This window comes from Microbulbifer maximicatervae (SeqCode), assembly GCF_052466985.1.
This window is the reverse complement of the sequence record NZ_CP174298.1, coordinates 1,172,749-1,197,314: the sequence shown is the minus strand read 5'-3', so window position 1 is coordinate 1,197,314 and position 24,566 is coordinate 1,172,749. Positions and strand designations below refer to the sequence as shown.

Genomic DNA, 24,566 nt, shown 5'->3' with positions numbered 1-24,566 from the left:
AGGCTTGCAGTCGAGGCTTATAAGCGGTCGCCCCATAAGATTTAACCAATAAGATTTAACCAATAAGGGATTACCTCTATGAAAGTGACAAATTCTGTGACTGCAGCCGCGCTATTTGCCGCCAGCGTATCTGCTCTAGCTGATAATAATGTCACCCTGGTATTCCAGGAAGGTACTGGCAATAGTGCAACTTCTGATCAGTCCGATGATACTGTGCATAACAACTTAATTGTTCAGACCCAAATCGGCGATTTCAATGACTCGGATGCATCCCAAACTATAGGCACTTCTGAAAGCACTATTGAACTGGTGCAGACGGGAAACTTAAATCAGGCCTCAGCAGTGCAACAGAATGCAACGCAGCTTACTACGTCCTACCTGACCCAGAATGGCAGTGATAATACAGCGACCTTGCTGCAGGATGATGCTCAATTCAGCTCCTTCACCGGCACTCAGTCTGGAGACTTAAACGACATCCAAGTCCTGCAACAGGAAGATGTTACTTCCACCACACTTGTTGCATCTCAACAAGGAATGTCTAACACATTGGTCTTAGATCAGCGTATAAGGGTGGATAGCACTAACGCCATGTTCACCCAAGTTGGTGACTCCAACTTCGCCAATATAGATCAGGATAGAGATGTAACCTTTACCTTTGCCATGGCCAGCCAGACTGGCTCTTCCAACTTTTTAGATATCGAACAGGATGAAGTCACGACGACGAGCACTGCAATAATAACGCAGATAGGTGATTCGAATACTGGAAGAATAGAGCAGGAAACTGATGTTTCAGCTGCTACTGGGATAGTCTCCCAGATTGGTGACAATAACATTGCAAATGTGGATCAGGAGAATATTACCTCAAGCAGCGGTGAGGTAATGCAAACCGGCTCTTCTAATACGGTAAATCTTGATCAGGGGAACGAAAATATTGCCGCCATTGAACTTATTTCCTGTACCACTCTAGTAATCCAAGATGGGTCAGCCAATACTGCACAAATAGATCAGGGGCAGGACGGATCTTTGCTCACCAGTTCATTGATACTAAATCAGTTCGGTGATTCGAATTCTTCCCAGATTAATCAACATAGCGGTATTAGTAGCAGCATTCTGGTGACGCAAAATGGCGTTTCCAATATTCAAACAACCTCTCAGGTTGGCAGTGGTGAAATCGCATTAACCACGCAAACTGGCACAGGTAATATCGGCAATACCTTCCAATAAAACACTAACTGAAAGTGGTTAAGGCCAGCGTAGATATTATTTAAAATATCGCATCACCTTTTGATACCGGTACACGACGTACCAAGTAAAAAATATCACTGAAATCCAAATCATAGTAATGATTTGGATTTCCAGTACTGACATATTGAATTCACCTATGACGGAGAAAAATTCAAATACGTCAGTGCAGATTAAAATGGGCAAATAGATACGCCAAGCATTTGAGAAGGCAATCCTTTTCGAGAAAGCCAATCCAAACAAAGCAACAAAAAATACAATATAAACTAGCAGGCTAAAAATCATCCACCAAATAGGGAGGTCCCACTCATCGGCGGTGAAACCAAGATATTGGGAATAGACTTCCAGCGGGGCAAGAATAAAAAGGAGTACCTTCCAACCAGCACTGGGTTTGTAGTGTGGAATAGAGTCTGTAAGGGGGCTATCTGGTGTCTGATACATATCCTGCATCTCGAAACGTCCTTATTATTTACCACTATTCCGGATAGGCACTAATTGCCAACCCGAAAGTTACCTCTCGCCATTCCCTGAGCTAAATTGAGATGATCATTACTTACTAGCTAGGCTCTGTGACTATCAAAATTTGAACAGCGAGGATATTGTCTGCAGCTTCAAAGTCAATACTTGACTCAAGTGTTTGTCGATAATGTGAGGCAGCTCATCGCATACGTGTGACAATATAACCTGCTTTCTTGCAGTTCAAACAAGGTGAAGTCATGATGTCAATCGAATGCCAATGTCCAAGCGATAAACGGCAAACTACTTCTACATTCTGGCTGCAGTAATAGCCGACAAGAATTGCTTATAAGTGCACTAATCCATAGGATTGAAGTGGCCGACAGTTTTAAATTTCAAAGGCCAATTAAAGGGCAGAGCGTGCAAAATCCTTATCAAGCACCTGAGAGCGAACTCGACAATCGCCCCCCCGTCTATAGCCCTAGTGTAGGCTGGAAAATTGTCTTTTTTATCCTTCTACCACTGGAGCTGTATTCCCAATATACGGTTTTGACCGATGGCACCACAGGCATCCCCTTTTGGTGGCTGGTAATCAGCTTGATTGTTTCCTCCCTTTTCTACGTCGTACTGTTTGGATTAGCGTTTGCCAAGAGAATAGGATTCGAACAACTTTGGACCTTTTTTATCCCAGTTATTGTGCTTATCGATATTTTTGAATTTTCTTTACTCGCTATCAATTTAAACCAACTCGGGGCAGGTGTAGCCCTTGTGATGGCAAGTACTGCGCCGATCATCTTGCTTAGATGGTATGTCGTATATAAGTATCAGAAGGTTATGAAATACTTTGCCTAGAGGATGCACCCCACCTCAATAAGGACTCAGAGCAAAAGCTTTCCTCTAAACTTTCTTCTTAGCATTTTGGCACTTTTGTCTTAGTGCAATTCGCCGGTACAGACCTAAAAATCAGTAGATCACCAACTACTGCTCTTTCGGAGCCGGCTCTCGGCTATTCGTGGAAATACTTAAACTGGCAGCGAATGACCTGGATTGTTTGATTCAGGCAATTCGCAGTGAAGGTTACCAGCTCTTTGGCCCGATACTGCATAACGGGGCTATTACCTATGGTGAGATTGAAACTTCCACAGATCTACCCCAAGGATGGACGGATCAGCAAGAGGCGGGGCAATACCGGGTAGAGCGCCGCAATGACAAGGCTTATTTTGGCTACGCCGTTGGCCCCCACTCCTGGAAGCAGTTTCTTCAGCTGCCCCAGCGCCAGCTCTGGAGCGCTAGCCGCTCTGGAGAGGATGTTCAGATTCTGGAAATTAAAGAGCCTCCGGTCAAGTTAGCGTTTCTCGGTGTTCGCAGTTGCGAGCTACACGCCATTGCTATCCAGGACCGTGTCCTCGCACAGGGGGATTACGCCAACAGCAGCTATAAGGCACGTCGAGCACAGCTGTTCACTATCGCTGTGGAGTGCACAACAGCAGCAAATACCTGCTTCTGTACCTCAATGAACACAGGCCCGCAGGTGCAACTGCCCAGTGATCTGGTAATCACCGAAGTTCTGACTTCCAATGCCCACTTCTTCCTCATACGCAGCGGCAGCCCTCAAGGCGACAGAGTGTTAAAGCAATTACCCACTGTTGACGCATCAGAAGCGGAGAAACAAGAGGGGCAAGCTGCCGTTCAGCAAGCCGAAAATCAAGTGAGTAACGGTCGCCGCAGCTTTGACAGCTCTGACCTGAAGACACTGCTTTATCGCAATTATGACAACCCAAACTGGGATAAAGTCGCGGAGCGCTGCCTCTCCTGCGCCAATTGCACTATGGCTTGCCCCACGTGCTTCTGCTCAACCGTTGAGGACACAACAGATTTAACCGGAAATGAAGCACAGCGCTGGGAGCGTTGGGATTCCTGCTTTACGGCTGAGTTGAGCTATTTGTCTGGCGGCCCGGTAAGAGCGGATACCCGCAGCCGCTATCGGCAGTGGATGACTCACAAACTGGCCACTTGGTTTGATCAATTTGACAGCTCTGGCTGTGTCGGCTGTGGACGCTGTATTACCTGGTGTCCCGTAGGCATCGATATCACGGAAGAGATACAGAATATTCGCGCCCAGGAACAAAAATGAAAGTTGTCACCACCTTACTCAAGGAGCACCCTTTCTTTACCGGGCTGGCAGACAAGGACCTGGCATTTCTCTCCGGGTGTACAAGCAATAGTCACTATAAAGAAGGCGAATACCTTGCCAGGGAAAACACTCCGGCTAACCATTTCTTCTTAATTCGATCTGGACGTGTCGCCGTAGAATCCTTTGTCCCCAACTATGGGCCCCTTTGTCTTATGACACTGCATGGTGGAGATATATTCGGCTGGTCCTGGCTGTATCCTCCCTACTTGAGTGCTTTCGATGCCCGGGCCCTGACCTCAGTTCGCAGCCTTAAACTTGGCGGGCAGTGCCTCCGAGATAAGTGTGAAAAAGAACCGAGACTCGGTTTCGAGCTGATGAAACGGTTTACCAAAGTTGCTACAGAACGACTGCAGGCAGCACGAATACAGTTGTTGGACCTTTACGGGCCACATCCGTCACAGGGAATTCCTCGCTGTGATCCCTGAATTATGGCGTGTTACCCATCGGCGTGAAGAGTTTCCTGGCACTATCACTCTATCCCTGACGCAAGTAGCTGGGACACCATCACCCATTCAGCCCGGGCAATTCAATATGCTTTACGCCTTTGGTGCCGGGGAAGCTGCTATCTCCTTGAGTGGTTCCAGTGCATCACCCGCTGAGCCACTTACCCATACGATTAAAGGCCAGGGGCTTGCTACCCAAGCGCTTTGCAAACTGGAAGTTGGAACGCAACTGGGCATCCGGGGACCATTCGGGCAGGGGTGGCCAACTCACCTGGCGGCAAATCGTCCCTTAGTGATTATCGCCGGCGGACTCGGGCTAGCGCCTTTACGACCCCTGATCTACAGCTTTCTTGAGGGGCACTTGCCGGCCAGGAGCCTACAAGTTTTCTATGGGGCTCGTCGCCCCGAAGAAATGCTTTACCAGCCAGAGCTTGGTCACTGGCGCAGCTCATTTGAACTGGTGACATCTGTGGACCACGCCAGCACAGACTGGAACGGGCATATTGGTGTGATTACCGACCCTCTGCGTGTCACTCATTTGGAGTGCAATGATGCTTTAGTGTTTGTGTGTGGACCCGAGATCATGATGCGCTTTTGCATACAGGTTCTTCTCCATAAAGGTGTGACTGGATCCAATATCTATCTATCCATGGAGCGCAACATGAAGTGTGCCATTGGAATCTGCGGCCACTGCCAGTGGGGACCTAACTTTGTATGTAAAGATGGCCCTGTCTTTTGCTACCGGGATATTCGCTCATGGTTTCAAATCAACAGCCTATAGCGAGTAGTAATCCTACCCCCAAGCTTGCCGTCTGGAAGTTCACCTCCTGTGATGGTTGCCAATTGAGCCTATTGGATTGCGAGGATGAGCTTCTCTCTTTGGCAGCCCAGGTAGATATCGCCTATTTCCTGGAGGCTTCCAGTGAGGTGAAAGAGGGTCCTTTTGATATCTCTCTCGTTGAAGGCTCCATTACCACGCCAGCAGATGAAGAGAGAATCCTAGAGGTCAGACGTCAGTCCCGCTTTCTAATCAGCATTGGCGCCTGTGCAACGGCTGGAGGGATTCAGGCACTTAGAAACTTTGCCGATGTGCAGGAGTTCACCGATGTGGTCTATGCCCACCCGGAATATATCGCCACTCTCAAGGAGTCCACACCAATATCAGGAAGGGTAGCGGTGGACTTTGAGTTGCAGGGGTGTCCGATCAACAAGCATCAACTGCTCGAAGTAATCAGTGCATTCCTGCACCGGCGAGCACCCCAGGTTGCCAATCACTCGGTGTGTATTGAGTGTAAATTGCGCGGCAATGTTTGCATCTGGGTTGCCCATGGCACCCCCTGTATGGGGCCTGTTACACACGCGGGATGTGGCGCTATTTGCCCCAGTTACAACCGCGGTTGCTACGCTTGCTACGGTCCCAAGGAAAATCCCAACACCGAATCACTTTGCCATTGGTGGGATGAAAAACTAAATGTAGAAAATACTTTAATTGTTGAAAACCTTAGGAATTTCAATCCACTAGCGCCTTCCTTTAAAGTGCAAAGTGAGGATAGGCAAGAAGATGGGGAGCGTTAATCCCCCCCCAAACATTGGTGATAAATCTGCCCCCAGGTGAGCTTTATGGCGGATCGCAGCAAAACGATTAAGGTAGATTATCTCGCTCGGGTCGAAGGGGAGGGAGCCCTCCATATCGACTACGACGACAGCGGCGTACAAAATGTACAGCTCAAGATTTTTGAGCCCCCAAGGTTCTTCGAAGCCCTTCTCAGAGGGCGCGATTACTTGGAAGCCCCAGATATCACCGCACGCATATGTGGGATCTGCCCGGTGGCCTACCAGATGAGTGCTGTGCATGCCATGGAGAATGCCCTGAACCTGAAGCCCGGCGGCGATTTGCGTATGCTTCGTCGATTGCTTTACTGCGGTGAATGGATCGAGAGCCATATGCTGCATATCAGCATGCTCCATGCACCGGATTTCCTCGGCTACCCCAATGCAGTCGCAATGGCTAAGGATCATCCAGAGATTGTTAAGAATGCGCTGGAGATTAAAAAGGCGGGCAATGCCCTGGTTCGCCTTATTGGTGGCAGGGAAGTACACCCAATTAATGTGAGGGTAGGGGGCTTCTACAAGGTTCCGGAAGCTCGTGAACTTACAGCCTTGGTAGCGCAGCTGGAAATGGCCAGGGATCTCACCGAGCAACTGGTGCGCTGGTCTGCAGCTTTGCCTTTTCCCAGCTACGAATGGCGAAGGGATAGTCACTACGAATTTGTCGCTCTAACGCACCCGTCAGAATACCCAATGAACGAGGGCAGGATCACCTCCAGTGCGGGACTCAATATTAGCGCCCAAGACTATGAGAACCACTTTGAAGAAGAGCACGTCGCTCACAGCACCGCGCTGCAATGTACTTTACGGGAACGGGGCGCCTATCTGGTGGGCCCCATCGCACGATACAACCTTAATCGCGACAAACTGTCAGCTCGAGCATTGCAATTAGCAGAGGAGATCAACTTTACCACCCCCTGTCTAAATCCCTTCCAAAGCATCCTCGTTAGGAGCCTGGAGGTACTACATGCCTTTGAAGAAGCTCTGCATATTATTGATAGATACCAACCCCCAGCCGAGCCTCACTTAAAGACAGAACTGAGAACCGCAAGCGGCTGTGCAGCCACCGAAGCACCCCGTGGGCTTCTGTATCATCGCTATGACATTGATGAGAAAGGCAAGATTACGACGGCAAAAATTGTCGCTCCCACCTCACAAAACCAGAAGACCATCGAAGATGACCTCCGCTTGATGTTGCCGAGCTTTATGCACTTTCCTGAGGATAAATTACAGGGGCTATGTGAACGGGCGATAAGGAATTACGACCCCTGCATTTCCTGCTCCACTCACTTCCTACAGCTACATTTGAATTATGGGCAAGCGCAAAGTAAGCAATCCATGGTTACTGATAAGCCTGGGCAACCCCCTGCGCGGTGATGATGGAGTAGGGCCACATATCATCGCTCGACTTCGCCAGAAACTTGGAGGGGCGGTGGAATTCCTCGAAAGCGGTGGCGATATTTTACATTTGCTCGCGCAATGGAAAGGTCGATGGGTTTGCCTTGTAGACGCCATGGTAAGTGATCAGCACCCTATCGGGGAGGTTGTCACCATTGATGGTCTAGGCAACGCACTTGCTCCATCGATGTGCAATACATCAAGCCATGGATTTGGGCTGACCGAAGCGCTGACCATGGGAAAGCATATTGATTCGCTGCCGGCACATCTGGATGTCTTTGCGATCAACTCAGAAAGTCTGGCAAAAGGACAGGGGTTATCGCCCAAAGTGGCCAGTGCAGCCCATCGAGCAGAGCAAATGATTATCGCGCACCTAACGCTATACAGCGGAGACCACTATGCACGAACAGAATCTCATCAAAAACCTGATCGATAAAATCCAGGAACTGGCCTCTGATGAACCAGGCAGGCCGATCGGCGTTCGCTTGCGCTTGGGTGCCCTGGCGCATATGTCTGCAGCGCATCTGAGAGAGCATTTTGACAGGGAGATACTCGGGACTTCTCTCGAGGGGATTAAGCTGGAAATTGATGAGCTTAAGGATATTAATCACAAGGAAGCCCAGGATGTAATCCTGGAGAGCTTAAAGTTTGAGGAGACTGATGGCCACTGAACGCCGCCGGATTGAAATCGCCGGATTGGTGCAGGGAGTAGGATTCCGGCCCTTTATCTATCGCCTGGCCGATAGCTTTCAATTGAAAGGCTGGGTGGCCAACTACAGCGGTGGCCTGAGAATTGAAGTCCAGGGCAAAAGCCGGGAAATCGAAAAGTTTATCGATAAGTTATCTTCAGAGAAGCCACCCTACAGTCGCATCACTCACATTGAATCCTACCCGGTGGCTCTTCAGGCAGAATACGGTTTTCGAATCTTACCCAGTGTCCGTGATGCCAGTAGTTCAACCATCGTTTTACCAGACCTGGCTCCCTGTGATGATTGCCTCAGGGAATTATCAGACCCCAACAATCGCCGCTACGACTATCCGTTTATCAGCTGCACTCTTTGTGGCCCCCGCTACAGCATCATTTACAAACTGCCCTACGATCGTGTCAACACCTCCATGCACCACTTCCCTTTGTGCGGAAAATGCTCGGGGGAGTATCGGGACCCCCTCAATCGACGCTTTCACGCGGAACCCAATGCCTGCCCTCAGTGCGGCCCTCAATTGCTTTTCTGTAATACTGCCGGCGTTACAATTGCGAAGAAGAGTCGGGCACTATCTAAAGCCCTTGATGCCCTTGCCCAAGGGAAAATTATCGCCCTTAAAGGGGTAGGCGGCTTTCAACTGTTAGCCGACGCCTCCAATGGTAAGGCGCTCGCCAACTTGCGCCAGCGTAAACAACGTCCGCATAAGCCGTTCGCACTTTTATATGACGAGCTGAAAAGCGTTTGCCAGGATTGCTGCGTCTCGGAGCAAGAGGCGCAACTACTATCGACCCGAGAAAGACCGATTGTTCTATTGGAAGCGAAGGATGACAATCACTCCAGGATACATCCGTTGGTCGCTCCAAATCTTGCCGACTTGGGGGTGATGTTGCCTGCATCACCCTTGCATTACTTGCTTGCGCGTAAGTATCGAGCCCCCCTTGTCGCTACTAGTGGCAACCTTGCGGAAGAGCCTATCTGTACAGAAAATGATGAGGCGTTCGAGCGCCTGGGTAAAATCGCTGACTACTTTCTGATACACAATCGCCGAATTTTGCGCCCGCTGGATGACTCTGTACTCAGGGTGGTCAATAACCGTCCGCTGATGTTGCGTCGAGCCCGGGGCTACGCGCCACTTCCCATCACCTTGCCTGTACCAGGCACAAAGGGCGAAGGTGAACGAGAGAGCTTCCTGGCCCTGGGGGCGGACCTGAAAAACACAGTTGCACTGTCTCACGCCGGGTGGGCATATCCCAGCCAACATATTGGCGACTTAGGTAGTGCCAATACCCTGAAGCACTTCAACCAAACTATTGGCGACCTCACCAAACTACAGCAGTGCCGCCCGAAAAAATTAATCCACGACCTCCATCCAGGCTATACCTCTCACCGCTGGGCTATGAAGCAAAGAGCTGTGCGTATTGGCGTTCAGCACCATATTGCCCATCTATTCTCCTGCATGGCAGAACACGCTCACTCGGGACCTGCACTGGGAATCTGCTGGGATGGAACTGGTTACGACCGCAGTGGCATTGTTCGCGGTGGAGAATTCTTTCACTGGAATGGACGGTCTCCAGTCAAACACATCGCCAGCTTTCGCACATTCCCACTGCCGGGCGGTGAAAAGGCCGTACGCGAGCCCAGGCGCTCTGCGGCCGGACTTTTGTATGAAATCTCCGGGTTTGTCGCCCTGGAGAATCGACAATTAAAGCGCTGTTTCACCCGTGGCGAGCGTCAAAACCTGGTCACCATGTTAAAAGGTGAGATTAACAGTCCACCGTGTAGCTCTGTCGGCCGCCTTTTCGATGCGGTATCCGCACTCCTGGGACTGACTACGCATACCAGCTTTGAAGGGCAGGCAGCCATGGCTCTAGAACAGTGTGCCCGTGGCGTCAGCTCTAAAGATAGCTACCCCTTTAGCATTGTTCAAAAAGGGGACCTGCTGGAATTGGACTGGACACCCTGTATTAGTGCTTTGATCTACGATGAAAACCGATCACTGCCACAAAGGGCCGCTGCATTTCATAACACACTCGCGCAGATGGCGCTGGCAGTAGCAACGCAACAAGGTGAAAAGAATATCTTTCTGTCTGGCGGTGTTTTCCAGAATAAGCGGCTTACCGAAACCGTCACTGCGCTTCTGGAAAGTCAGGGCTTTTCCGTTCACAGCCACAGCGAGGTCCCCCCAAATGATGGAGGAATATCGCTGGGCCAGATCCACTACGCACAGTGTATGGATGCTGCTGGGCAATCATTGGGAGAGGAGAGTTCCTAGTGTGCCTGGGAGTTCCCGGAAGAATCGAATTAATAGAGCAAGAATCAGCCATGGAGCGCACTGGAAAAGTTTCCTTCGGCGGTATCAGTAAAGCTGTAAATTTATCACTGGTACCCGAGGCTGAAGTAGGAGACTACGTGATCGTTCATGCTGGAGTCGCGATCAGCAAGTTGAGAGCAAAAGAAGCAAATAAGGTTTTCGAGTACCTCAAAACATTGGGTTGAGTCAGCTTGTAATGAAATACCTCAAGGAATACCGCAACGGCGAGAACATCAAACTAATTGCGGCAGAGATTCAGAAAGTCACCACTCGCCCATGGACTCTAATGGAGATCTGTGGAGGGCAAACCCATGCCATCGCAAAATACAACTTGCAGCAATTACTGCCCGAGGAGATTCAATTAGTACACGGGCCCGGTTGCCCGGTTTGTGTCACACCTCAGGAAATCATCGATAGAGCTATTGCGATTGCTGCAATGCCCAATGTTATCTTCTGCTCCTTTGGCGACATGTTGCGAGTCCCCGGTTCAGATCGAGATTTACTAGAGGTCAAAGCAGCCGGAGGCGATGTCCGTATTGTTTACTCGCCGCTGCAAGCGCTCAATGTGGCAGAGCAGAACCCCACCAAGCAGGTCGTATTCTTTGCGGTGGGTTTTGAAACGACTGCTACCGTCAATGCCCTAGCGCTGTCCCTCGCCAAGCAAAAGCAAATCGACAACTTTTACGCATTGATATCCCAGTTTTTGGTTACACCGGCGATTCAATCGATATGTGCCCGTGAAGACTGCCGGATTCAAGGTTTCCTAGCTGCCGGTCACGTCTGTGCAATAACCGGATATCGTCAGTACCGCAGCTTGGTGAAAAAACACCAGATTCCAATAGTGATTACAGGATTTGAACCCCTGGATATTCTTGAAGGCGTACTCCGGTGTGTCCGTCAATTAGAAAGTGGTCGCTGTGAAGTAGAAAACCAATATCAGCGCGCGGTTACTAAAACAGGTAATACCGTTGCCCAAGACTTGATTAAAGAGGTTTTTAAAGTAGCAACACAACAGTGGCGCGGTATAGGTGAAATTCCCGCTAGCGGTCTGGTATTGAGCGACGACTACTCAGGATTCAATGCAGAACAAACATTCAATCTTCCAGCATTGAGCATTTCTGAAAACAGGGGATGTATCAGTGGGGATATTATGCTGGGGCTAAAGAAACCCGGGGATTGCCCTCACTTCGCTAAGACCTGCCAACCCCAGCAACCGCTGGGGGCGCCAATGGTTTCCACTGAAGGCGCTTGCGCGGCCTACTATCGCTACCAGAACCAGGTGGAATCGAATGAATCTGCAGTGTCCAATTCCACCAACCGCTGACGAGGTCGTACGCCTTGGCCATGGCAGCGGTGGGGAGATGACCCAACGCTTGATCGATCAATATATTCAACCTGTCTTCTCTAATCCCTGGCTATCCCAGGCCCATGACAGTGCAACACTTCCATGGAAACCGGATCAGCTCGTATTTACCACCGACTCCTTTGTAATCTCACCGCTTTTCTTTCCCGGAGGAAACATCGGTGAGCTCGCCGTTTATGGCACCGTCAACGATTTGGCCATGGCAGGCGCGGAACCCAAGTTTCTAAGCTGCGGCTTGATTCTCGAAGAGGGATTGCCCCTGGAAACTCTCCAACGGGTTCTGATCTCGATGGCTGAGGCTGCCCGGAACTCAGGAATTACCTTAGTCACCGGCGATACCAAAGTGGTAGAGAAAGGGAAGGGGGATGGGCTCTATATCAATACCAGTGGTATCGGTACCCTGATAAGAGAACAACCCATTGATCCCAACCGCATTTGCCAGGGTGATTCTATTATTCTATCCGGCGATATTGGCCGCCACGGAATGGCGGTAATGGCTTGCCGCGAAGGACTCGAGTTTGAAAGTGATCTCCTCAGCGATTGTGCGCCACTGAATGGCGTAGTTGCACAAATGATCAATGCCGGAATTGAAGTTCATTGTCTGCGAGATCTCACACGAGGTGGGCTAGCCACCGCATTGGTGGAGCTAGCAGAAAACTGCGGACGGACCTTTGTCTTGGAGGAGAGCAAGATACCTGTTTGTGATGCTGTGCAAGGCGCTTGTGAGTTACTGGGGCTAGACCCACTCTATGTAGCGAATGAGGGGCGTTTTGTGTCTTTTGTCCCCGAAGCAGGTGTTAAGCTGGCACTTTCCACTCTTCGAAAAGCAACTGCAGATAGCAGCTTTGCAACTATTGGTACTGTTGGGGGAGGAAATAGCTCCCAGGTTATTTTAAAAAACAATTTGGGATGTGATCGGCTATTGCAGCGTTTACCTGGCGAGCAGTTGCCAAGGATTTGCTAGCCAGAAGCCTCAAAAGCACAATTTACGTACAGTTTTTGAGCATATAAAATCAATGCATAAAAGCCCTAACTATCACTGAGTGCCTCATGACAATCTCTACATCCTTAGCTTTGTTCATTTCAATGCTAGTTCTAGCACTGATACCTGGGCCGGGAGTATTAGCTGTTGTTTCCCGGTCAGTGACACTCGGCTTGCGCCAGGGATTAATTACAGTAATGGGAATTGTTGTAGGTGATTATTTCTTTATTTTGTTAGCTCTGCTTGGCTTAGCAACGCTAGCCGAAACCTTGGGGAGCTTATTCATCGTTATTAAATATGCTGGAGCAGCCTATCTTATCTGGCTGGGAATGAATATCTTTCTCTCAGCAAAGAAAAGACAAGTCGACCAAAACCAAATAGCTACAAGCCACTCCCATAGCAGCTTTTCAAGTTTTCTACTGGGCTTAGTCACCACGCTGGGTAATCCGAAAGCTATTCTTTTCTACGTAAGCTTCTTTCCAGCCTTCCTCGATCTAACTCGCGTTGCTTCTTTGGACATTGCAATTATATTTGCAATTGCAACGCTAGCCGTAGGCAGTGTGATGGCAGGTTATGCGTACCTTGCCTGCAAAGCACGGTCAACAATCAGTCAATCAGGAAAGACCCCGGCTCTAAAATACGGCTCTGGGGCTTTACTTATAGGAAGTGGTGTTTTTATTGCGGCAAAAAGTTAGTGCCTACTCAAGGTGCAGAAGTAATAGACCTAAGGAGCCTCTGAGTAACTCCGTAATGCCTCTGCGGGTCTTGAAGGCTGCAGATGTTAGGCGCAGCTCGCCGCGAATGGCCGTAGCCCTTTGCAAGAGCTGCAACGCAGCAGCTGTGGCCTTCAAGGCCCGCCCTTCGGGGCTTGCAGAGCGATTCACACTCCGCGTTGCGACTTCTTGAAAGGTCTAGACATTCCTGCGAAGCCGCGCCTTGATTGTGAACCGCTCTGCATGCCAGAGGTATCACGGAGTTACTCAGAGGCTCCCTAATTACTGCTCTCTGTTAGTTAGTCTAAGGAGGACGACCGTTTTACTTAGCTCCAAAACTACTCACTCATTTCAGCCTGCTAATGCTACTTTTAGTGCCTTCCTGATTATTTTTGCATCATCCAGTGCTCGATGAACTGTGAATTTGTCAGAGTCCTCCAGCTTTTCGCGCTCATTAATGAATGCTCTTAAGTGATTTTCAGAGCCACCAATTATCTCCTGAATATCCCTGAGTTCAAACTCCTGATGAATACCAGTATCAGAAAAAAGGGCATTGCACCAAAAACTGTCCCAGTGCAGGGCATCGCAATAGACAACCTGACCTGAAAGAATCCTGTTTAGGCTATAAGCCACTGTAGTTGAATCTATACCCTCGGATTCCAGCTTTGATCGGGAAATGTTATGTATCGATTCAGCATCATCGGACCAATAAGACCAGTGTGGCACTGGTTTTATTAGCGCCTAGTATTCCACTGTTTCAGAGCAGAGGCCAACTTCTATAGGGTAACTCTGCTTGGATAAGCCGCTGGCTTCGAAGTCAATAATCCACATGGTAAGAACGATAAGATATGGAAGAAAGGTAAAAGAACTTAGCACCTCTTCCTTACAAGCTTCCAGTTTGTCTGCATTTTCAAGCCAATTGAACAAACATGTATCTTAAGATAGACTACAACTGATAATGATTATTATTTGTGACTTAAATTTAAACCCGGTAGATCGCTAAATACAAAGCTTCCCAGTATTGAAGGCAATATTTGCAACTACGAAACTCCATTTCTGTAAAGAATAAGCGCAATGTTCAAAAAATCCGCGACCTCTAAGCAAAGAAGGCTGGAAAACTTCAATGTCTAACCTGGTGGCTTTCCTACTTACTTATTTGGCTGTACTACTTATTTTTGTAACCAGACATAAAGATCTACAGCTCAGTAGTTTTAAGCGCTTACAAAGAATTGCCTGGTGGGTGCTTCCGGTGAGTTCAATTCCTTATGGATTCCTATATGGTTGGGAGGTAGGGATACCCATTTGGCTTTGTGTCGCGATGTTCTGCGCTTTATTACAAGCACTGCTCGCCCCAATCAAACCTAATTGGCTGCTTCGCCATTTTCCGCTGTCAGTAGTGGGCTTGTTGGTATTAGAGCAGGCTCTTCTGACAATCGGATAACTCTATGGCTGCTTCAATAAAAATCAGTTGGCAACAGGTCGCCCTGACCATTGTGCTGAGCATTATCTTGATGTTTTCCAGCACGGTGATGTTGTCGATTTACTGGCCGTCCGCCGAGCCAACAGAACGGATGGCAGCGGGATCTATGTTATCGACACTTTTATGGGTCGGGTATATGAGTATGGGGTTACTCGCCGCCTCCACTTGGCGCGCAGCGGCATACCTACTGTCCCTGTTGCTGGTCATGCTCGGACTAAGCGCTCTTTCTTTTTTATAATTTTCGGTCTAGCCAACTTAAATGCAACAGCGTAGCAATATCCTTTTTTACGAAATTCACTCCTGGATTGGGGTGTTATTTTCTATTCTGCTATTCGTAATTTCCTTTTCCGGCGTGGTCGCACTATTTGGCCACGAGCTGACCCAATGGGAACGCCCCGAGCATCGTATTGCCTTCGATGCTGAAGCGCCTGTGGATGTAGATCAACTGATCGCTCCGGTGCTCGCCGAGGCAAATATCGGTGAGGACAGCTTTTTTATGATCTCAATGCCAGACTACTACCATCCTATGCTGGAAGTGCTCTGGACTGATGCTGAAAGTGAAGAAACCGAGGTACGCCATATAAACCCCAATACCGGTGAAGTGCTGCCGCCCAGCGGCTCTGATTTCGCTGAGCTATTGACGTATATGCACACTGACCTACTGTTTCCTAGGCCTTTCGGACGCTACCTGGTTGGACTGATGGGCTTGGTGATGCTGCTCTCCATATTAAGTGGCATCATCATTCACAAGAAAATTTTTAAAGAGATGTTTAAATTCCGTGTGGATCGCAGCAGGCGGCTCAAATGGACAGACCTGCACAAAGTATTAGGGGTCTGGCCGCTACCGTTCCATATAGTGATTGCTTTTACCGGCGCAATACTTGGCCTGAATGGCATTATGATCCAGGTTGCTGCATTTTCTGCTTTTGAAGGTAATGTGGAAGCAGCAGTCGCCTCGGTAGTGGGGGAACATCCTGAGATAACTGGCGAGCCTTTGGAGTCCAGTAGCTATAACCAAATACTGCTGCGCTACCAGGACCAAGTGCCTAATGCGAAACCCAAAGCCATTTATGTGGAGGCCTACGGGGATCGCAATCAGGTTGTCCAAGTCTCGGGCCAAACAAACGAGGCGCTGGTGCGCTTTGTAGATGTCAAATACCGCAGTGAAGATGGCGAAGTAGTTAATATCAATAACCCAGTGCAGGATTCAGGTCCGTTTATGCGGGTATATTTTTCACTGACTCCGCTTCACTACGCACTCTACGGTGGCTTCCTGATAAAAGCCCTGTACTTTGTGTTGGGATTGACATTGTGTTTGATGATGGTAACGGGCACTGTTATCTGGCAGGTTCGCAAGGCACAGAGGCAAAAGCTCCCCTCTGGTGATATTAATACCCGAGGTTCCGGCTGGTTCCTCAGTTTGCTCACGGTAGGGGTTTGTGCCGGTTTGGTTGTCGCCACCGCGGCCACTTTCTATGCCAATAAGCTGTTACCTCCCGGTGGTGGTGGCGATCAGCGCTTTCACTGGATTGAAATGGTGTATCTCTCTGTATGGGGAGTGGCCATAGCCTGGGCGATGTTGCGCCGCCAGATAAAACCTGCATTAGCAGATCTCTCACTTTGTGCAGGCTTGCTACTTTGCGGCATCCCGCTGCTGAATGCGCTGGTAACTGGGAATGGTCTGCTGGTCCCCTGGAAGTCCGTCACTTTGCCAGTGGTCTTCACTGACCTGGGCGCCCTGGTAATGGGTGTCATTTGCCTCTATTCGAGCAGATATATCTACAGGCAGGTATCCCAGTCAAAGCAGTCTGCAGATATACCCCAAGCTGTTGCCGCCCAATAACGGGCTATTTCCTGCGAGATGGCGAATGCCATCTCGTAAACTCAATAGAATCTGTACAGCACTGGAATAGGGCGCTGCAACCTATCCCAGCTACACACTTTACCTTCCACTCAATTACTCTCGAAGAAAGTGGTATTTGCTTTCAAGCATTCAGAGGACGCTACTTTTTTAACAACTTACATATGGGATGAATGTGTCGTTGGGCTGGATAAACCCAGAACATTCTTGCCCCCTCCCGAACCGAGATTTTCCTTAACTCCCATCATCAGGTATGGAAATATCAAAACCATTTAAAATGGCAGAGACCTGATGATAGCCAGCCACGAGAAAGACCAGTTCGGCGGCGCCCTCGTTACCGAAAGCACTCACGGCCATCTCCCAAGTAGCCTTTGGCAGACGGCCTCCAGCTGCAAGTGATGCGGCGACATCATAAGCAGCGGCTTCCTCAAAAGTTAGGTCTATCGGACGCTGGCCCGCTGCGATAGTGGCAATTTTGCTCCTTGCCAACTCACTTTTCTCACCAATAACCGTATGGGAGTACAGCTCATAACCCGCTTTAAAATGAGCTGCGGTGATTAGAATCGCAACCTCCCGAGCAGCCTTAGGAAGCGTGGGTTTGTCTGCAATAGCCTTGATATTGTCCCACCAGGGCTTTCCAAACCTGGGATATTGCAGTGCTGGTGCCCAGGGCCCCAGTAAAGCGCCATCCTTGCGCTTCTTGATGAAACCTGTGAAATACCCCTTCATCTCATTACTCATATCTTCGTAAAGAGGTTTCTGTTCTTCGCTGAGCTCTTCTGGTGGGATGGCAGGGATACGCAACTGACACCTCTCTTGTCCAATTGGCGATTCAGATTTATCACACACAAAGATTCTAGCCCGACAGAACGCAAGATTCGGGATGCCTGTTTGAAGAGTTGTATTTAACAGCAGGTTAACTGCCGAACTTTGGCTCAGGAAGCCCCTGAACTCCAAGCCCGTGAACGGCTAAGATACAGCCCGGTTGAGGATGTCGAGCCAGTTCCTCTTTAGTGAGGAATGACTGCTGAGATGTGACAAACAGTGTCTCATAATTATTACCGCCAAAAGCGATGCAGGTAGGGCTGCGAATCGGCAGGTCGATCTCTCTATCAAGCCTTCCTTTGGGATCTACTCGCAAGATTTTGCCTCCAAGATTCAACGCAAACCAGTAAAACCCCTCCGAATCTACCGTTGCACCGTCGACAATTCCTGGTTGTCGGTCCTCTATGGAAAAGAAAGGGCGCCGGTTGCTAATCCGGCCGTCACTGATATCCAGATCGAATACGTAAACCATATGTCCAAAGGTATCCCCGAAGTACATTCGCGTATCTTCAGGGTCAAAAGCAATGCCGTTGGCTACAACAAAGCGAAAATCCTTATCGGCCTTTCGGTAGGTTAGATCGGGCTCCAAACAATAGAGATAGGAAGATTTGTCTTTAAAACGAACATCCATACTGCCGCACCAGAAACGCCCATAACGGTCCACTTTGCCATCATTCAAACGACTGTGAGGCCTACCGGGTTCAGGATTAACGATTGTATCGACACGTCTGTTTTCCAAGTCGATCGCAAAGAAACCGGAGCATCCACCTCCGATCATTCCGCCTCCACGGCGGAAGCCAAAGGAGCCTATTTGTTCAGGCATCTCCCAGGTCTTGCGTTCGCCTGTTTCGATATTGAAACTTCTTATGGATGGAGGCCGGGCATCAGTGGGATCAGGTTCGGGGTTAACGTGATCAGCCCAATAGATAGACTTGTCTTCCGCTAACCAAATCGGTGTCTCGCCCAACCCATCATTGCACTCCCATAGGCACTCGATTTCTACCACCGTAAATCCTCCAATATGAAAAGTGCGCATTCACGCCGATGAAGGGAGCGAGTACCTATTGAGTCGTAAGGCTAATTTTGTGATTCCAAGTTAAGAAGGCCGAATAAGAATACCCGGCCCATAAAAACCAATATGGCTTGGCTTGCCACTAAAAGACCATCAAAAACTGAAAGTCCACTCGGGAATCCAATTCAAAACCCAGGCTTCCATTACCTTATCAAGCCCACTCAATACCAGTACCCCGAGCAGTAATAGTATAAGACCTAGTACTGTTTTGCCTCCAATGGCGAAAGCCCCAACTGATGGTGACAGTCGAGTGTAAATCTGCCTCGATAGCCCCCCAGCCACTAAAAGCGCTGCACCAGTACCTAGTCCGAAAGCAAACATCACCATAAATGACTGTCCCAATTGTTGGCCCATGGAAGCCAGTGCTATAGCGGCACCCAGGGTAGGGCCGACACATGGCAGCCAGATGATTCCGGTAAGGAAGCCAATACCAAACTGCCCAGCCCAAGCCCCATCACCGGTAATGCTCGCCCCTACAGTGATTTTTGATAAGCGCAAGGTAAGCCAATCGGAAAGTGGTTTGATCAACAAGACTAGTGCAACCGCCACTAACATTATCGCGGCAATATAGCGGAAGAGTTCTGGGTCTAATCCTAAGGAGACCAATAGAAAGCTCAGCACAGTACCTGCCAATGCAAAGGACAAGCTTAGCCCAACCGCCAACGCGTACGGCCCCCAGCGCCCGGCGCTATTAGATGCACCAACAACCATTGGCACCAATGGCCAAACGCAGGGGGAGAGAATACTGAGAGTACCCGCGATCAAAGCCAGGGGGATGGCGCTAAGCTCAAGCATTGTCAGTGCAAGCCTTAACTGAATCGAAGATATTCTCCTGAATTACATCGGCACGAGTTTCGGCAACACTGAACCACACCTGTTGCTCCCCATTAAACAGTAGTAGCGTTGATTGCCGAGGAGCGCGGAAGTGCTTAACCCACTTTTTCTGGGAGTCGAAATCCACATTCAGGATCGTAAGGCCACACTGGGCATTGTCCTTCTGAAACTGTGCCAGAATCTCGCCCTGCTTTTTACAGGTTGGGCACCAATCTGCTCTCACATCGATCAAAATGGGTCGTTTGGCGGCTTGTAACTCCTTGAATCGTTCTTCGGAAAATGGCTCTGATGCTAGAGCGAATGGCATAGAAAAAACTAATGTAGCGGCGATCAAGGTGCGAAGAGCTAAGCGGATAAATTTCATACAATCCATATCCTTAGTGGCAGGGTATAAGCCCCAATTTGAAGACAATCTGTTTAGATACCCACCTTGGTCGTACTGGAGTGCAAATTCTTACAGTAAGGCAAAGAGGATTTGTTTGATTAGGAACCTTAGGGCTGTTCTCTATGTATTCAGTAGCGAAGAAGGCTAACAGGAGGAGGGCGATGGCCTCATTGCCATAAAGTAACAACCAGGTGAAGTTGGAGGCTCCAAAGAACTTATAAGATCTGTGGGAGTCCTACCTGTTATCGCACTAATCACAGAGTTTTTCGGAAAAGGATTTTGGCCAGGTCTATTGAGATATGGTCTACGAAGTAGATGGATTTTAATACGACGACAACTTCACTCTCCAACATCAAAACCACCCAAAATTGGCGCTTTGCAGTCTCAGTACTGATTGCTATTGGAACCCATATAGCACTGATAGTTGTTCCAGTATCAATAGCTCCAGGTCCAACTCCTGGAACCAACACGTCGCTAGAAGTCAAATTACTGGCCCCATTTACTCCTCTGCCTTCTACGTCTCCGCCAAATGCTGAAGAACCGAGCGTAGTATCAGAGCTGGATACCGCTCCGACAGATGCAGTAACCGTTACTAGCCCGCCAATACCTGATAGTTTGAATAAGGTGAAGCCAGCCAAAATAGAAGAGCCACCACCCAAATTGGAAGGAGCATTAGAGGCAAGGCCCGATTCCGAGGATTTCCCAACTGCGCCAAGGTCAGGGCGACAACCGACTGTATTCAATCCCGCTCTTGAGAGAAAAATAGCCAGGGAACGCAACAAAGTCCGTCGATATCAGCCTACAGAAAACAGATACCAGACCTCGACAGGAACCTTTGTTCAAGTTGGAGACCGTTGTTTTGATGTTAAAGAGCTACCTGCTACAAATACAGATAGCGATCTAAACCCATGGTTTGGTGCGAAGTGTCCAGATAATTCCAGATCACAAGCAGAAATCGATCGATTGGCTGAGAAATATGGGATTCCATGAAACTGCTGGAGTAACTTTTTATAAATGAAAGGGTACCCAACCTTCACCAGTTGTCTTGAAACATGTAGTTATCATCTCAACTGGTGAAAGTCTTACACCTTTACTTTCTTCCCTAAACGGTTAGTGAGCCTTACCGCCTGAACGTTCAAATCCAGCGTAAGGGTGGTATAGAGTTGATTGCAGGCCTGAGTGACGCTCCCGAAGATCTTGTGGCATATCTCCCAGGTGGACTAAGCGAGTCGGTTCAGCAGCCGCTATCCAACGATCGGCAAAGTTGTCCCACGAGTCAATATGCTTGTGAGCGGATTTGGAATCCTTGAAATGCTCATAGATAAGCACGTTTCCATCATCGGTTACGTAATACTGGTAGTTCAGGGTTCCACCTTCTTTCTTAGTTGCTGCGACCATCTCATTCACAACAGCTTTGAACTCCGCTTCATGTCCCTTTCTTATCTTTCCCTCGATAATCCAACCTACGTTGTTAAACATGCTTGCTACCTCACTACCGAAAGTATCGTTTAACCATATACACCGGAATAGCTTAAAGTACTACCCACGGCGCTTAAGTGGTGTGTTGAATTGTAGATGGTTTTTAGGGAAGCACATTCAATCACGGGTATGAAGAAAATCTAATAAGCTAAAGCAGGCTACAGGCTTCTGGTCAGAACGTGACAGTCAACTAAGTAGCACTACAATATATCGAAAAGATCAGCTTACCTGGCAACTGTGTATTGCCCATGGCTTATTCTGGATGACCTAAAGTTAATAGTATATTTATGACCGTGAACAGGTGAGCGGGCAGGGTCTATTTCAACCTATTCAGATTAAGAAAGATAATGGATAACCCCTTTGCTAATCTCATACACAATATATTCTAATTTCTCTTGGCTCAAAATCAGTCAGCCACACTAACTAATTCGAATTAAGGCTGTAATAGAGATACTATGACAAAGCCAATAACTAAAAAACTCAGAAATTGTCTTGTCAGTCTCTTCAGAGGAATTAGCCAGGTCATCCTGCAAAGAAACGCCTTGAGTGGCTTTCTATTCATACTCGGAGTAACAGTTAACTCTATTACCATGGCTATAGGGGTCGCAATTGGGGTTATCACCGCAACTGCCTGTGCAACTATTCTTAATTACCCCGTAAAACAAATTGAAGATGGACTATTTGGGTACAATGGAGCTTTGATCGGTGTAGTCATATTCTTATTATATGCTCCATCTCTAATGACTTTTTTATTGATTGTCGGTGGAAGTGCTTTAACAGTCTTAATCATGCGCTTTATGCTGCTTCATTTTGTCCTTCCGCCTTATACTGCGCCCTACATTCTGGTGATATGGGCTATATGGATATTGGCTCCAGCACTAGATCTAGCGCCAACTACAGCATTCATTAACGAAAATACCTCAACCTGGGGGATATTCGAAGGTATTGGTCAAATCATCTTTCAGAACAATGCCATTACAGGTATTTGTTTTTTAATTGGGATTTTTATCTCGAATAAATCTCATGCGTTTTGGAGTATTATTGGTGGAATGCTGGCCACATCACTGGCCATGTTCCTGGCCTTATCACCCACATTAATTCTTGCCGGGCTCTTCGGTTACAATGCATCTTTGAGCGCTATTGCATTATCAAATGGTCGTAAGCGATGGCTAGCCCCACTTGCAGGGAGTATATTAACCGTTCCAATCGCAATGGCTTTTATGAGCGCTGATATTATTGTATTAACCGCACCATTTGTTATCGCTAGCTGGATTATATTGTTGATCCAAAGAAAACTTACATTAACTCATTAATCCAGCCCATTAGAGAAAACACTAGCTCGTGAAAGATTCGGTAAGTACAGCTTCCATTTGACGAATTGATTGAGTCCAACTGACTTTTGCCAGTTTTGCATAGTCAGTGTTGAGAAGCGTATGTGTCAGAGTAACGATGGTACCAAGCTCACTGCCCCTGAACGCAACTTCAACCAAAGATGCATTTTCTTGCGGCTCGGTGTTGTTTGGCAGATTAAGATTGCAATGCTCGTGGACTTCAAAAACTAATCGCTTTGGCCTGTCAACGCTGCGATACACACCAGACATAATGCAGGAACTGCCGTTTGGAGCAGTCATCTCAAAAGCAAAGCACCCACCAACCTTGGCAGTGAGATTGAGTACACGTGTCGTGAAATCGTCAGGCCCCCACCATTTTTCAACCATGTTGGGTATGATCCAGGCATCAAAGACCGTCTCTGGCATTGCCCGGACTGTATAAGAGATCGGTTCGATTCGAACATCCTTTTGATAAGTAAAATCGATCACTGTTGCACCTTATTCTTTTAAGTAAGGGGGTTCCAGCGGTCTGTCAACACTGAAACAGTTTATTACTGTTGTCCAAAACCATTCAATCAACCCCAACGGCTTCTATGATCAAAGTAGGGACCAGAACTAGCGCTTGGAGACCATCTGAAGCATATCTATTATCGTTGAGGTGGCAAGGCTAATCGAATGACTGAATAAGCGGTTTCCGAGTAACCTTAAGTTGCTTTTAATACGTAGCTACACCCGGCAGCCATTGCCTAACAATATTTCACCGATATACTTATTCAGATGGAAGAAAATCACGACAACCTGAATACTGTTTTCCAAGCTCTGGCTGATCCAACACGACGCGCTGTCATTCAGCATTTGATAAGCGGACCAGCGTCGGTCACCGAGCTCGCAGAACCATTTGAGATGGCACTCCCTTCGTTCATGAAGCATATTGGTGTTCTGGAGGATGCGGGCTTGATTCGCTCCAAGAAAACCGGTCGCGTGCGAACCTGTGAGATAAAACCCAAGCAACTGACAGCGGCACAAAAATGGATCAATACACAAACGGCCATGTGGGAAGGCAGGATGGCTCGGATGGCGAGCTATGTCGAAACGCTCGATGCAGAAGAGCAGGATGACTTAGTACAAAAGGGGTAGATGCCCCAACAATACGGATCCTATAGGCGTAAACCAATTTCTCCCCCTCCACCCCACCTAGCACTGAAGCTTTAACCGCGCGGAGCCTTTCGCGGGTTATCCATTGACCTAACAATTACTGTTAACTATAGTTATCCAAAAAGCTAACTATCGTTATTTTTTGCACTCGGCTGTTCACGCTTTCCAGACATCGCAGAGGGATTCGCATGAGCCAAGATTTCTCCCACGACACCATATCGATCAGTAGAAGGATCAAAGCACCGAGAGAGTGGGTATTTTCCGCATGGGAAGACCCGCAAGCCCGCTCGATATGGGGGCCTCCCTCTGAAGATGAATCAATCGAATTTCTCGAAAACGACTTTCGCGAAGGAGGCCTAGACGTACATCTATGCGGTCAAAAAAGCGATCTGCGATTCCGGGTTGAAACACACTATTACGAAATCAGAAGACCGCAGCGGCTGTTGTTCACCGAACGAGTAACTATGGATAGCTCTTCACTGAGTGTCTCTTTGGTTAGCGTGGAGATCAGAAAAATTGGAAGCGTGACAGAGCTTGAGGTTACGATACAAATCGCGTCCCTGGCTGGCTTGGGAATGATCGACGGAACTCGCAATGGGTGGCAGCGGGCTCTTTCCAATCTGACTGCATACTTGGAAGCAAGAAAAGTAGAAGCCGAATAGAAAAGGGCAATATTGCTTCTCTTCAGGCTTCAATAGCCATTGAGTAACAGTCCAAGTACAACCCGCAG

General features: G+C 48.4%; 30 protein-coding genes. 20 read left to right on the top strand and 10 right to left on the bottom strand.

Features of this window, described 5'->3' with window-relative positions:
* Positions 1-78 precede the first annotated feature (78 nt).
* Positions 79-1,224: a hypothetical protein gene (locus tag ACJJI3_RS05240; protein WP_444941739.1), complete on the top strand. Its 1,146-nt coding sequence runs from the start codon at positions 79-81 to the stop codon at positions 1,222-1,224.
* Positions 1,225-1,260: 36 nt separating this feature from the next.
* Here ACJJI3_RS05240 and ACJJI3_RS05235 read toward each other — a convergent pair whose 3' ends face one another.
* The gene (locus tag ACJJI3_RS05235; protein ID WP_444941738.1) at positions 1,261-1,692 is read right to left on the bottom strand and encodes a hypothetical protein; all 432 of its coding nucleotides are present in this window, start codon (positions 1,690-1,692) and stop codon (positions 1,261-1,263) included.
* A 381-nt stretch (positions 1,693-2,073) separates the two neighbouring features.
* On the opposite strand from ACJJI3_RS05235, the gene ACJJI3_RS05230 reads away from it, so the two are divergent.
* From ACJJI3_RS05230 to ACJJI3_RS05170, 13 genes are all read left to right on the top strand, one after another.
* Positions 2,074-2,550, top strand: coding sequence for a hypothetical protein (locus tag ACJJI3_RS05230; protein WP_444941737.1), 477 nt, complete (start codon positions 2,074-2,076; stop codon positions 2,548-2,550).
* A gap of 160 nt (positions 2,551-2,710) precedes the next feature.
* Complete coding sequence (locus tag ACJJI3_RS05225; protein ID WP_444941736.1) at positions 2,711-3,832, top strand: 4Fe-4S dicluster domain-containing protein; 1,122 nt, start codon at positions 2,711-2,713, stop codon at positions 3,830-3,832.
* Positions 3,829-4,317 carry a cyclic nucleotide-binding domain-containing protein gene (locus ACJJI3_RS05220; RefSeq protein ID WP_444941735.1) on the top strand — a complete coding sequence of 163 codons (489 nt, stop codon included), beginning with the start codon at positions 3,829-3,831 and terminating at the stop codon, positions 4,315-4,317. Before ACJJI3_RS05225 ends, ACJJI3_RS05220 begins: the two co-directional genes overlap by 4 nt.
* Positions 4,307-5,116 carry an FAD/NAD(P)-binding protein gene (locus tag ACJJI3_RS05215; protein WP_444941734.1) on the top strand — a complete coding sequence of 270 codons (810 nt, stop codon included), beginning with the start codon at positions 4,307-4,309 and terminating at the stop codon, positions 5,114-5,116. The genes ACJJI3_RS05220 and ACJJI3_RS05215 overlap by 11 nt, the downstream gene beginning before the upstream one ends.
* A complete protein-coding gene (locus tag ACJJI3_RS05210) occupies positions 5,092-5,910 on the top strand; it encodes an NADH-quinone oxidoreductase subunit B family protein (protein WP_444941733.1) in 819 nt (272 codons plus the stop codon). Before ACJJI3_RS05215 ends, ACJJI3_RS05210 begins: the two co-directional genes overlap by 25 nt.
* Before the next feature lie 45 nt (positions 5,911-5,955).
* Positions 5,956-7,320, top strand: coding sequence for a Ni/Fe hydrogenase subunit alpha (locus ACJJI3_RS05205; RefSeq protein ID WP_444941732.1), 1,365 nt, complete (start codon positions 5,956-5,958; stop codon positions 7,318-7,320).
* Positions 7,256-7,777 carry a hydrogenase maturation protease gene (locus tag ACJJI3_RS05200; protein ID WP_444941731.1) on the top strand — a complete coding sequence of 174 codons (522 nt, stop codon included), beginning with the start codon at positions 7,256-7,258 and terminating at the stop codon, positions 7,775-7,777. The genes ACJJI3_RS05205 and ACJJI3_RS05200 overlap by 65 nt, the downstream gene beginning before the upstream one ends.
* Positions 7,740-8,012: a hydrogenase/urease maturation nickel metallochaperone HypA gene (locus ACJJI3_RS05195; RefSeq protein WP_282932830.1), complete on the top strand. Its 273-nt coding sequence runs from the start codon at positions 7,740-7,742 to the stop codon at positions 8,010-8,012. Before ACJJI3_RS05200 ends, ACJJI3_RS05195 begins: the two co-directional genes overlap by 38 nt.
* Complete coding sequence (gene hypF, locus ACJJI3_RS05190) at positions 8,002-10,317, top strand: carbamoyltransferase HypF (RefSeq protein WP_444941730.1); 2,316 nt, start codon at positions 8,002-8,004, stop codon at positions 10,315-10,317. The genes ACJJI3_RS05195 and hypF overlap by 11 nt, the downstream gene beginning before the upstream one ends.
* A complete protein-coding gene (locus ACJJI3_RS05185; RefSeq protein ID WP_444893906.1) occupies positions 10,317-10,541 on the top strand; it encodes a HypC/HybG/HupF family hydrogenase formation chaperone in 225 nt (74 codons plus the stop codon). Before hypF ends, ACJJI3_RS05185 begins: the two co-directional genes overlap by 1 nt.
* 11 nt (positions 10,542-10,552) lie before the next feature.
* Positions 10,553-11,680 (top strand): hydrogenase formation protein HypD, encoded by a 1,128-nt coding sequence (hypD, locus tag ACJJI3_RS05180; RefSeq protein WP_444893907.1) that lies wholly within the window; start codon positions 10,553-10,555, stop codon positions 11,678-11,680.
* A complete protein-coding gene (gene hypE, locus ACJJI3_RS05175) occupies positions 11,646-12,683 on the top strand; it encodes a hydrogenase expression/formation protein HypE (protein ID WP_444941729.1) in 1,038 nt (345 codons plus the stop codon). The genes hypD and hypE overlap by 35 nt, the downstream gene beginning before the upstream one ends.
* 86 nt (positions 12,684-12,769) lie before the next feature.
* On the top strand, positions 12,770-13,396 hold the full coding sequence (locus ACJJI3_RS05170) for a LysE family translocator (RefSeq protein ID WP_444941728.1): 627 nt from the start codon (positions 12,770-12,772) through the stop codon (positions 13,394-13,396).
* Between the two features lie 3 nt (positions 13,397-13,399).
* Here the strand turns inward: ACJJI3_RS05170 and ACJJI3_RS05165 are convergent, their stop codons facing one another.
* Together ACJJI3_RS05165 and ACJJI3_RS05160 are read right to left on the bottom strand one after the other, a co-directional pair.
* Positions 13,400-13,585, bottom strand: coding sequence for a hypothetical protein (locus tag ACJJI3_RS05165; protein ID WP_444941727.1), 186 nt, complete (start codon positions 13,583-13,585; stop codon positions 13,400-13,402).
* Between the two features lie 180 nt (positions 13,586-13,765).
* Positions 13,766-14,140 (bottom strand): hypothetical protein, encoded by a 375-nt coding sequence (locus ACJJI3_RS05160; RefSeq protein ID WP_444941726.1) that lies wholly within the window; start codon positions 14,138-14,140, stop codon positions 13,766-13,768.
* 397 nt (positions 14,141-14,537) lie between these two features.
* Between ACJJI3_RS05160 and ACJJI3_RS05155 the strand changes: the two genes are divergently transcribed.
* Genes ACJJI3_RS05155 through ACJJI3_RS05145 form a run of 3 tightly spaced genes read left to right on the top strand, consistent with a single transcriptional unit; the run spans position 14,538 to position 16,737 of the window.
* Entirely contained in the window at positions 14,538-14,855 is a 318-nt protein-coding gene (locus ACJJI3_RS05155; RefSeq protein WP_413661967.1) for a hypothetical protein, read from the top strand.
* 4 nt (positions 14,856-14,859) lie between these two features.
* A complete protein-coding gene (locus ACJJI3_RS05150) occupies positions 14,860-15,132 on the top strand; it encodes a hypothetical protein (protein ID WP_108733205.1) in 273 nt (90 codons plus the stop codon).
* 21 nt (positions 15,133-15,153) lie between these two features.
* Positions 15,154-16,737: a PepSY-associated TM helix domain-containing protein gene (locus tag ACJJI3_RS05145; protein WP_444941725.1), complete on the top strand. Its 1,584-nt coding sequence runs from the start codon at positions 15,154-15,156 to the stop codon at positions 16,735-16,737.
* A 252-nt stretch (positions 16,738-16,989) separates the two neighbouring features.
* Here the strand turns inward: ACJJI3_RS05145 and ACJJI3_RS05140 are convergent, their stop codons facing one another.
* The 6 genes from ACJJI3_RS05140 to ACJJI3_RS05115 form a co-directional block, all read right to left on the bottom strand.
* On the bottom strand, positions 16,990-17,604 hold the full coding sequence (locus ACJJI3_RS05140; RefSeq protein WP_444941724.1) for a carboxymuconolactone decarboxylase family protein: 615 nt from the start codon (positions 17,602-17,604) through the stop codon (positions 16,990-16,992).
* 67 nt (positions 17,605-17,671) lie between these two features.
* Positions 17,672-18,586 carry an SMP-30/gluconolactonase/LRE family protein gene (locus tag ACJJI3_RS05135; protein ID WP_444941723.1) on the bottom strand — a complete coding sequence of 305 codons (915 nt, stop codon included), beginning with the start codon at positions 18,584-18,586 and terminating at the stop codon, positions 17,672-17,674.
* Positions 18,587-18,745: 159 nt separating this feature from the next.
* Positions 18,746-19,447 carry a cytochrome c biogenesis CcdA family protein gene (locus tag ACJJI3_RS05130; RefSeq protein ID WP_444941722.1) on the bottom strand — a complete coding sequence of 234 codons (702 nt, stop codon included), beginning with the start codon at positions 19,445-19,447 and terminating at the stop codon, positions 18,746-18,748.
* Positions 19,440-19,850, bottom strand: a complete 411-nt coding sequence (locus ACJJI3_RS05125; RefSeq protein WP_444927835.1) for a thioredoxin family protein — start codon at positions 19,848-19,850, stop codon at positions 19,440-19,442. Before ACJJI3_RS05125 ends, ACJJI3_RS05130 begins: the two co-directional genes overlap by 8 nt.
* A gap of 275 nt (positions 19,851-20,125) precedes the next feature.
* Positions 20,126-20,614 carry a hypothetical protein gene (locus ACJJI3_RS05120; RefSeq protein ID WP_444941721.1) on the bottom strand — a complete coding sequence of 163 codons (489 nt, stop codon included), beginning with the start codon at positions 20,612-20,614 and terminating at the stop codon, positions 20,126-20,128.
* A 367-nt stretch (positions 20,615-20,981) separates the two neighbouring features.
* Entirely contained in the window at positions 20,982-21,350 is a 369-nt protein-coding gene (locus ACJJI3_RS05115; protein WP_108733199.1) for a putative quinol monooxygenase, read from the bottom strand.
* 455 nt (positions 21,351-21,805) lie between these two features.
* On the opposite strand from ACJJI3_RS05115, the gene ACJJI3_RS05110 reads away from it, so the two are divergent.
* The gene (locus tag ACJJI3_RS05110; protein WP_444941720.1) at positions 21,806-22,663 is read left to right on the top strand and encodes an urea transporter; all 858 of its coding nucleotides are present in this window, start codon (positions 21,806-21,808) and stop codon (positions 22,661-22,663) included.
* Positions 22,664-22,684: 21 nt separating this feature from the next.
* Here ACJJI3_RS05110 and ACJJI3_RS05105 read toward each other — a convergent pair whose 3' ends face one another.
* Positions 22,685-23,170, bottom strand: coding sequence for an SRPBCC family protein (locus ACJJI3_RS05105; RefSeq protein ID WP_444941719.1), 486 nt, complete (start codon positions 23,168-23,170; stop codon positions 22,685-22,687).
* Positions 23,171-23,458: 288 nt separating this feature from the next.
* Here ACJJI3_RS05105 and ACJJI3_RS05100 point away from each other — a divergent pair, with 288 nt between their 5' ends.
* Both ACJJI3_RS05100 and ACJJI3_RS05095 read left to right on the top strand, forming a co-directional pair.
* Positions 23,459-23,818 (top strand): ArsR/SmtB family transcription factor, encoded by a 360-nt coding sequence (locus tag ACJJI3_RS05100; RefSeq protein ID WP_444941718.1) that lies wholly within the window; start codon positions 23,459-23,461, stop codon positions 23,816-23,818.
* Between the two features lie 206 nt (positions 23,819-24,024).
* Entirely contained in the window at positions 24,025-24,498 is a 474-nt protein-coding gene (locus ACJJI3_RS05095; RefSeq protein ID WP_444941717.1) for an SRPBCC domain-containing protein, read from the top strand.
* Positions 24,499-24,566: the final 68 nt, after the last annotated feature.

What these genes read in the sequence shown, in the direction of transcription:
- hypE (WP_444941729.1), top strand. Translation starts at nt 11,646, where the DNA reads ATGAATCTGCAGTGTCCAATTCCACCAACCGCTGACGAGGTCGTACGC.
- ACJJI3_RS05240 (WP_444941739.1), top strand. Translation starts at nt 79, where the DNA reads ATGAAAGTGACAAATTCTGTGACTGCAGCCGCGCTATTTGCCGCCAGC.
- ACJJI3_RS05200 (WP_444941731.1), top strand. Translation starts at nt 7,256, where the DNA reads ATGGGCAAGCGCAAAGTAAGCAATCCATGGTTACTGATAAGCCTGGGC.
- ACJJI3_RS05195 (WP_282932830.1), top strand. Translation starts at nt 7,740, where the DNA reads ATGCACGAACAGAATCTCATCAAAAACCTGATCGATAAAATCCAGGAA.
- ACJJI3_RS05150 (WP_108733205.1), top strand. Translation starts at nt 14,860, where the DNA reads ATGGCTGCTTCAATAAAAATCAGTTGGCAACAGGTCGCCCTGACCATT.
- ACJJI3_RS05115 (WP_108733199.1), bottom strand. Translation starts at nt 21,350, where the DNA reads ATGTTTAACAACGTAGGTTGGATTATCGAGGGAAAGATAAGAAAGGGA.
- ACJJI3_RS05205 (WP_444941732.1), top strand. Translation starts at nt 5,956, where the DNA reads ATGGCGGATCGCAGCAAAACGATTAAGGTAGATTATCTCGCTCGGGTC.
- ACJJI3_RS05170 (WP_444941728.1), top strand. Translation starts at nt 12,770, where the DNA reads ATGACAATCTCTACATCCTTAGCTTTGTTCATTTCAATGCTAGTTCTA.
- ACJJI3_RS05125 (WP_444927835.1), bottom strand. Translation starts at nt 19,850, where the DNA reads ATGAAATTTATCCGCTTAGCTCTTCGCACCTTGATCGCCGCTACATTA.
- ACJJI3_RS05235 (WP_444941738.1), bottom strand. Translation starts at nt 1,692, where the DNA reads ATGCAGGATATGTATCAGACACCAGATAGCCCCCTTACAGACTCTATT.
- ACJJI3_RS05095 (WP_444941717.1), top strand. Translation starts at nt 24,025, where the DNA reads ATGAGCCAAGATTTCTCCCACGACACCATATCGATCAGTAGAAGGATC.
- ACJJI3_RS05210 (WP_444941733.1), top strand. Translation starts at nt 5,092, where the DNA reads ATGGTTTCAAATCAACAGCCTATAGCGAGTAGTAATCCTACCCCCAAG.
- ACJJI3_RS05220 (WP_444941735.1), top strand. Translation starts at nt 3,829, where the DNA reads ATGAAAGTTGTCACCACCTTACTCAAGGAGCACCCTTTCTTTACCGGG.
- hypD (WP_444893907.1), top strand. Translation starts at nt 10,553, where the DNA reads ATGAAATACCTCAAGGAATACCGCAACGGCGAGAACATCAAACTAATT.
- ACJJI3_RS05110 (WP_444941720.1), top strand. Translation starts at nt 21,806, where the DNA reads ATGACAAAGCCAATAACTAAAAAACTCAGAAATTGTCTTGTCAGTCTC.
- ACJJI3_RS05155 (WP_413661967.1), top strand. Translation starts at nt 14,538, where the DNA reads ATGTCTAACCTGGTGGCTTTCCTACTTACTTATTTGGCTGTACTACTT.
- ACJJI3_RS05130 (WP_444941722.1), bottom strand. Translation starts at nt 19,447, where the DNA reads ATGCTTGAGCTTAGCGCCATCCCCCTGGCTTTGATCGCGGGTACTCTC.
- ACJJI3_RS05100 (WP_444941718.1), top strand. Translation starts at nt 23,459, where the DNA reads ATGGAAGAAAATCACGACAACCTGAATACTGTTTTCCAAGCTCTGGCT.
- ACJJI3_RS05145 (WP_444941725.1), top strand. Translation starts at nt 15,154, where the DNA reads ATGCAACAGCGTAGCAATATCCTTTTTTACGAAATTCACTCCTGGATT.
- hypF (WP_444941730.1), top strand. Translation starts at nt 8,002, where the DNA reads ATGGCCACTGAACGCCGCCGGATTGAAATCGCCGGATTGGTGCAGGGA.